Source organism: Psychroserpens sp., from assembly GCF_047633235.1.
GTDB lineage: Bacteria > Bacteroidota > Bacteroidia > Flavobacteriales > Flavobacteriaceae > Psychroserpens.
On record NZ_JBLIET010000078.1, the window covers coordinates 1 to 7,744 of the forward strand.

At 34.1% G+C, this 7,744-nt stretch carries 5 protein-coding genes; 3 read left to right on the forward strand and 2 right to left on the reverse strand.

Annotated features, from left to right (window positions below; all coding sequences use genetic code 11):
- Positions 1-255 precede the first annotated feature (255 nt).
- Both ACJAZK_RS14410 and ACJAZK_RS14415 read right to left on the reverse strand, forming a co-directional pair.
- Entirely contained in the window at positions 256-3,906 is a 3,651-nt protein-coding gene (locus tag ACJAZK_RS14410; RefSeq protein WP_415224637.1) for an ABC transporter permease/M1 family aminopeptidase, read from the reverse strand.
- A 30-nt stretch (positions 3,907-3,936) separates the two neighbouring features.
- On the reverse strand, positions 3,937-4,824 hold the full coding sequence (locus ACJAZK_RS14415) for an ABC transporter ATP-binding protein (protein ID WP_415224638.1): 888 nt from the start codon (positions 4,822-4,824) through the stop codon (positions 3,937-3,939).
- A gap of 134 nt (positions 4,825-4,958) precedes the next feature.
- Here ACJAZK_RS14415 and ACJAZK_RS14420 point away from each other — a divergent pair, with 134 nt between their 5' ends.
- From ACJAZK_RS14420 to ACJAZK_RS14430, 3 genes are all read left to right on the forward strand, one after another.
- Entirely contained in the window at positions 4,959-6,047 is a 1,089-nt protein-coding gene (locus ACJAZK_RS14420; RefSeq protein ID WP_415224639.1) for a M42 family metallopeptidase, read from the forward strand.
- Positions 6,048-6,087: 40 nt separating this feature from the next.
- Positions 6,088-7,248: an aminotransferase class V-fold PLP-dependent enzyme gene (locus ACJAZK_RS14425; RefSeq protein ID WP_415224640.1), complete on the forward strand. Its 1,161-nt coding sequence runs from the start codon at positions 6,088-6,090 to the stop codon at positions 7,246-7,248.
- Between the two features lie 3 nt (positions 7,249-7,251).
- On the forward strand, positions 7,252-7,744 hold a 493-nt coding region (locus tag ACJAZK_RS14430), incomplete at its 3' end, for an NUDIX hydrolase (protein WP_415224641.1).

A 7,744-nucleotide genomic window follows, 5' to 3' on the forward strand; every position in this document is an offset into this window, starting at 1 on the left:
TAGTGGCTTAGTGGCTTAGTGGCTTAGTGGCTTAGTAAGAAACACCAACAGCGGCCAATTGGAATACACTAACAGTGGCTGTATGAAAAAAGTTATAAACTTTTCAGTTAGAACGAAGTCGAGAACTATATTGCATCTCAACTGGGTTCTTCCAAAGCTTAAGGAAGGACAGAAGATTATAAGTTCACCTCATCCCTTTTTACTTATGAGAATAAACAAGACTGCTCAATAAACAACTTTAGCTACTTCGCAATATTACAGCTTCTGCCGATTATCATCAGATTGTGTATCTATCAATTTATTGAAAGGGTCTACACCAACTTCAGTAGGTTTCTCATCTACTATAATTGATATTTTATTATTGATTTCGGTTATTTTATGCTTCTTCAAATATAAGATACGTTCTTTCTTTTTTCCGTCAAGATCATCTTCGGTAAAAATGCCAATGTCGATATAGTCTTCTAGTTTAACAGAGACTAAAGGCGTCTCCTTTCCTTCAGCTAAATACGTAATAGAATCACGACCTTCTTCAGAATAAAAACGTTTTCCCTTTTCATCGTTTCTATATTTACTCACGTTGAACTCTATATCAACTTTGTACTTGCCATTATCCATTTCCGAAGAAGACACATCTAAAATACGATTGTCATATAGGGTAATCGTTTCAAACATATCTTTAATAACATACTGTAAACTATCTGGTGTGACCGCCTTGATATGATTGACCATATCAATAGAGGTTGTATAAGGTGCATCTTGAAATCTCACTTTCTCTACATAGGTTTTAAGAGCATTATTTAAGACCTTTTCACCTATATAATCACTCACTGCATATAATACTAATGACCCTTTTTGGTAATGTACATATTGTTGGCCATCATTATACATTAAGGCACTTTCTCTCTTGCTTTCAAAAGTTCTTTGCGTTAAATAGTCATCAAGTGCCTTCTTTAAAAATTTACGCATTTGAGGTTTTCCCAATTCTTTTTCTAAAACTTTAAGCGATACGTACTCAGACATACTCTCAGACATCATTGTTGCTCCCAATACGTCAGCTCCAATAACTTGGTGTGCAAACCATTGATGAGCTACTTCATGCACTGTGATGGCGTAGGTGTAATCAATACCTCCGTCTTCGCTATCATCAATATCGGCTATAAAACCGGTGTCTCCACCAAAAGGAATTGTATTTGGAAACGACTGCGCAAATCCACCACTAGGAAATTCTACTATACGCAATTGTTTATGTTGATACGGACTAAAATTCTCTGTATTATATTCCAGTGAGGCTTTCATTCCTCTCATCATACGCTCTAAATTATACTCATGACCTTTATGGTAATAAATTTCTAGACTGACATCTTTCCATTTATCGCGTTTTACTTCGTATTCTGCTGAGTTAAACGCATAAAAATTTAAGATCTTACTATCCATTTTATAATGGAAATAACGTCGACCATCTTCCGTCCATTCCTTTTGCAAATAACCAGGAGCAATTGCTATTTGGTCTTCACTTGTACTAACGGTTGTTTCAAAATCTATCCAATCACTATCATTTGAGATATAGGTATTTCCTAATGCTGTAGAATCACTTGGATGTGGTTTTAAATCATTTGGTGGTAAGTCATATGTTTTACGCGTTTTATTGTCTGTAAGCTCTCTACCACCAGAATATCCTAAACTTGGAAATAATGCTTTATTGTTAATAAATGTACCATTTCTAACTACAGGAGAATTATTATTAATCAATGTATTAGGTTCATTCTCAACTGTAAAATGAAGTTTCAAGGTGTCTCCCGGTAATAAACCTTGTTTCAATTGATAGATATCAAAATCATAAATAGTATCTTCTAATACTATTAAATTAGCTTTATTAAACTCAAATTTACTTGGATAGTCATTATGACTTAAGAAAATACTATCAATAATTTCATTGGTTTTATTAACCATAACATATTCTCCAGAGGCTTCAAAGTTTCTTTCCTTCGGAAAAATATTCATATCCGTCTTTACAGATACGATTCTCGGCTGTGCGTAATTCTCAAACTTTTTATATGTTTTCTCCCACTCTACTCTTAATTTCTCTCGTTCTTTAGAGGAATAGCGCACATTATCAATATTAGTCTCCTTAAAAATACTATATCCTAAAGTGAAGAAACCAATTAGCAATACAAGTAATGTAAGTGCTACAGGCGCTTTAAATCGAGATTTTGCAATAAATAAACGTTCTTTAAATGAATGTGGTAATCCACGAACCCAAAACAAAGCGGTAACGATCAATAACATTAATCCTGCTAACAACCAATAGCCCTTGTATAGTAGATAACGATCAAGTGAATCTCCATAGCCATTCATATCATTATAACCAAAACCAGGACCTTCATTATACTTAAATATAGACTGTTCAATACCTGCGAGTGATAATAACGGAATTCCAATAGATAGAACAATCAACACAAATAATCCCAAATATGGGCTTCTAATTAATGTTTGTACTGCTAAGGCTAAAAAGGCCCAAATCACATAATTTATTAATTTGAGTCCGAATAGTTCTTTAATATATAACCGAACTTCAAAATCAAAATAACCTTTATAAATTTGGAATAGGATACCTGCAACCATAATGACAGCAAGTAAAAGTATCTGCATTTTTATAATGGCAATAAATTTTGACAAGAATAAGGACCAATTAGGGATTGGAGTCACATCAATTAATGCATTTATTCTATTGGTTTTACTTCTATTCACCAACATTCCTGCATATAAAAATGTACAAATATTAATAGCAACTACAAATGCCCCACCGCCTCTAAGCATGCGCCATGTTTTTGGATATGATTGAGTTGAATAAGGGTTGCCGACGTCTGCAAGTGCAATTAAAACAATGATTAGTCCTACCAATACAATACAGATAAAGGGCCAACTTTTAGCAATATATTTAAAATCTACATTAGAAAGTTTCCAAGTTGTTTTTAAATTCTGAAGGATTGAGTAATCAAAATTCACCTTTGGAAGGTTAATTCGTATAATCCCACCAAAATTTCGTTTGGTAGCACGTTCTCCTTTAAGTTTTTTAAATAATGAGAATGACAAGGCGTTCTGGCTGAACTGAAAGAATTTATAGACCAGACCAAAAACCAAACTCGCTACACCCAACCACAATAAACGATTGTAAAGAATCAATTCTTTGATAGGTATATGTAATTCATTTTGCTCTGATACGGTCCAGTACCTCGTGTAATAATCAGATGCTGCAGCTCCAAAAGGATCTAATAATCCTGCGAGATATCTACTATCTGGATCTGATAATAAACTTTCTGTCACACCTTGAACAAATAATATAAGAATAACTGTAATAAATCCAGCTGCAATATTTCTTGTAAATGTGACTACGGCAAATACAATAGCTCCAAAAAGTAAAATATTAGGTAGTATAAAAACCCAATAGGCATCAAAATAGGATTTAAAATCGAAAGTAGTGACAATCTCAGCATTTGTTCCAGGCAATCTAAAACCAATAAACATAGCAATACCTATGACTAGCACGATACAGGTCACAATTAAAATTGAACTAAAAAATTTAGCAAATAGGTAATTCCCTTTTGAAAAGGGATAGGAATATAAAATGGTATGCATCTCGCTTTTATAATCACGATATACAGATACACCAACAATTGATGGAAACAAGAAAAATATAAATATGGTTAATCCATTAAATAAATTGGTAACTCCACTTGGTGAGTTTACTACTCTTGAAGACCCTGTTGTCGCAGTAATACTATCAAAAAAACCTGCTGTTGTCGCAGAAATAAACAATGCTAAGGCAAAGAAAATTGCCATATAAATATAAAATGCTGGCTTTTTTAGCCAATATTTTAATTCATGAAAAAATATAGTAGAAAACATAATGTACTTTTTTTATGGTTGTCAATGAAATTAGCTTAAAACAGGCTCGTCTTGCTTTAAGGCAATAAAGTACACATCGTCTAATTGTGGTTCTGATGTTATAAAATCAGCATCTGGTTGCTCATCTGCAAACACTCTTATATTAAGCGTATTATCTTCATTGTAGTTTGAAGATAATACATTGTATACAGTTTCATTTTGTTCTAAATCGTCACGTTCAACAATCTTAGTCCAAATTTTGCCAATCAATTCTTTTCTAGCATGAGATGGTGTGGTTTGCTTTAAAATACGACCGCCATTTAAAATGGCCATATCATTACATAGTTCTTTGACATCTTCAACAATATGTGTTGAGAAAATCACCGTACAATTGGTTCCAACCTCTCTAAGAACATTTAAAAAACGGTGTCTCTCAGCTGGATCTAATCCTGCAGTTGGCTCATCCACTATGATGAGTTTTGGATTGTTTAATAATAATTGGGCAATCCCAAAACGTTGTTTCATTCCACCACTATAACCTGCAACATGTTTTTTACGTACGTCGTATAGATTTGTTATTTCAAGGACTTCTTTAACTAAAGCCTGTCGATCTGCTTTAGAACTTACACCTTTTAATGCCGCAAAGTAGTCGAGTAAATCTTCCGCAGACATTTTTGGATAGACACCAAATGATTGTGGTAAATACCCTAAGATTTTACGCAAGGCCATTTTATCTTCCAAAACATCAATATCTCCGAACATAATTGAACCAGAATCCGGACTTTGTAAAGTCGCAATCGTTCTCATAAGTGAAGACTTACCTGCTCCATTTGGACCAAGCAACCCAAACATTCCTGTTCCGATTTCTAGATTTAGATTATCAATGGCCTTTACGCCATTCTTGTATGTTTTTGTAAGATTTGTAATGACTAATTTCATCAGTAGGGTGTTTAGTTTATTTTATAAAGCTATAAGTGTAAAAATAGATGAATTTGTTACAAAAATCTTTTCCTAAGTCATATAAACTCAATTAATCCTTTTATTTTTACAGAAATTGAAATACTATAAATCTTATGGCTACAAAAAGTATATTAAATAAAAAATCACTTGATTTCCTAGAAAATTATCTAAACAATGCTGCTCCTACTGGTTATGAGTGGGAGGGACAAAAAGTTTGGATGGACTATCTAAAACCTTATGTTGATGAATTTATTACCGATACCTACGGAACTGCTGTTGGCGTGATCAATCCGAAGGCTAAGTATAAAGTGGTCATTGAAGGTCATGCAGATGAAATTTCTTGGTATGTAAACTATATTTCAGACAACGGATTAATTTATGTCATTAGAAACGGTGGTAGTGACCATCAAATCGCACCTAGTAAAATTGTAAATATCCATACTAAAAATGGTATTGTGAAAGGCGTGTTTGGTTGGCCCGCAATTCATACACGTAATAAATCTAAAGAAGAAGCTCCAAAACCAGACAATATATTTATTGACTGTGGTTGCTCAACAAAAGAGGAGGTTGAAAAATTAGACATTCATGTGGGCTGTGTCATCACCTATCCTGATACATTTCATATTCTCAACAAGGATAAATTTGTATGTCGTGCTCTAGATAATAGAATGGGCGGATTTATGATTGCCGAAGTTGCTCGATTACTTAAAGAAAACAAAAAGACACTACCATTTGGTTTATACATCACTAATTCTGTACAAGAAGAAATTGGTCTTCGCGGTGCAGAGATGATTACCCATACTATTAAGCCAAATGTAGCGATTGTAACCGATGTCACTCATGATACAACCACACCAATGATTGATCAAAAAACACAAGGTGCTCTCGAAATTGGTAAAGGTCCTGTGATTGCTTACGCTCCTGCTGTACAACAAAAATTGCGCGATTTAATTACAGATACTGCTACAGAAAAGAAAATACCTTTTCAACGTTCTGCTTTATCAAGAGCAACAGGAACAGATACAGATGCCTTTGCTTATAGTAATGGTGGCGTGGCTTCTGCATTAATCTCATTACCTTTACGTTACATGCATACCACTGTTGAAATGGTCCATCGTGATGACGTTGAAAACGTAATTAAAATGATCTATGAAACCTTACTTAAAATAAAGGGTGATGAAACATTTTCTTATTTTGAATAACTAATCAATCCTGCTTTTGCAGGATTTTTTTTCTTTAATTATGACATTATCAAACCAAAATCATCTATTCAGTATTCCAGACGAAGTAACCTATTTAAATATAGCTAGCCTTTCGCCTTCCTTCAAAGCAGTTGAGCAAGCTGGTTTGGATGCGGTCCTTCAAAAGAGTAAACCGTATACCATTCCTGTTTCTGATTTTTTTGATCCTGTAACGGAACTCAAAGGTTTGTTTTCCAAACTGATTGATAATGACGAACCAGAACGTATTGCAAGTATTCCATCTGTTTCATACGGAATAGCAACCGTGACAAATAATATCAAGTTGAATCCTAATGATGAGATTCTAGTTATTGAAGAACAGTTTCCAAGTAATATTTATGCTTGGAAAAAACTTGCTAAAAAATATGATGCAAAACTTGTAACGATTGCCAGTCCTAATTTAAAAGTCAATAACGCTAAACAGTGGAATCTAGATATTCTAGACGCCATTACTAGTAAAACGGCAGTTGTCGCTTTAGGAAATATACATTGGTCTAACGGAACTATTTTCAACCTTAAAGCAATTAGAGAGAAGACCAATACACATAACGCGCTATTAATTATTGATGGGAGTCAGACCATTGGCGCTGTTCACTTTTCAATAAAAGAGATTGAACCAGACGCCTTGATTTGTGCTGGCTACAAATGGTTATTTGGACCTTACGGTTGTGGTTATGCCTACTACGGAAGCTATTTTGACCATGGAGAGTCTATTGAAGACAATTGGGCCAACCGAATGCATAGTGAGAAGCTCTCAGATTTAACCAATTATGAAGAGCAGTATAAACCATTAGCAAATCGTTATGTCGTTGGAGAAAGTGGTGATTTCATCTATGTGAAAATGCAAATTGAAGCACTAAAGCAAATCATAAAATGGACTCCAGAATCCATTCAAGCGTATTGTCGCTCAATTTCATTTGAAGCGACACAACAACTCATTACTTTAGGATGCCAAATTGAACACCCAGATTATAGAACCCATCATTTATTTGGTGTAAAGCTTCCAGAAAATATAGATATTAAGACACTAAAAACGGCGTTACAACAGCATCAGATATTTGTCTCCTTTAGAGGTAAGTTTATTCGTATTTCTTGTCATTTATTTAATACAGAAAAAGATTTTATTAAACTCGTTGATTGTATTAAATCTGTTATCAAATAGTCCATGGAAGAATACATAGACATCGTAAACAAAAACGGGACACCAACAGGAGTTTCTGTGCCAAAATCTGAAATCCATTCAAAGGGGCACTTACACAACACGGCTCATGTTTGGTTTTTCACTTCGGAAGGTGATGTCCTACTCCAACAACGTGCAGCATCAAAATTAATTTATCCGTTACTTTGGGATGTTTCGGTTGCTGGACATATTGATGCAGGAGAAACTCCCGAACAAGCCGCTGTGAGAGAAGCTAAAGAGGAAATAGGAGTTGATATTTCTGAAGAAAAATTAATTAAAGTCGGCGTTTATAAGTGTTTTAACTCTCATCTCAACGGTATAACAGATAATGAATTTCATCATACATTTATAGTTAAGACTGATTTATGGTTAGAAGATTTTGATGCGCAAATAGAAGAAGTAGAAGATTTAAAATATGTCTCTATGTTTGAGTTTCATGAAATTCTTGATAACATTGGTATAAACAATCATTTTGTGC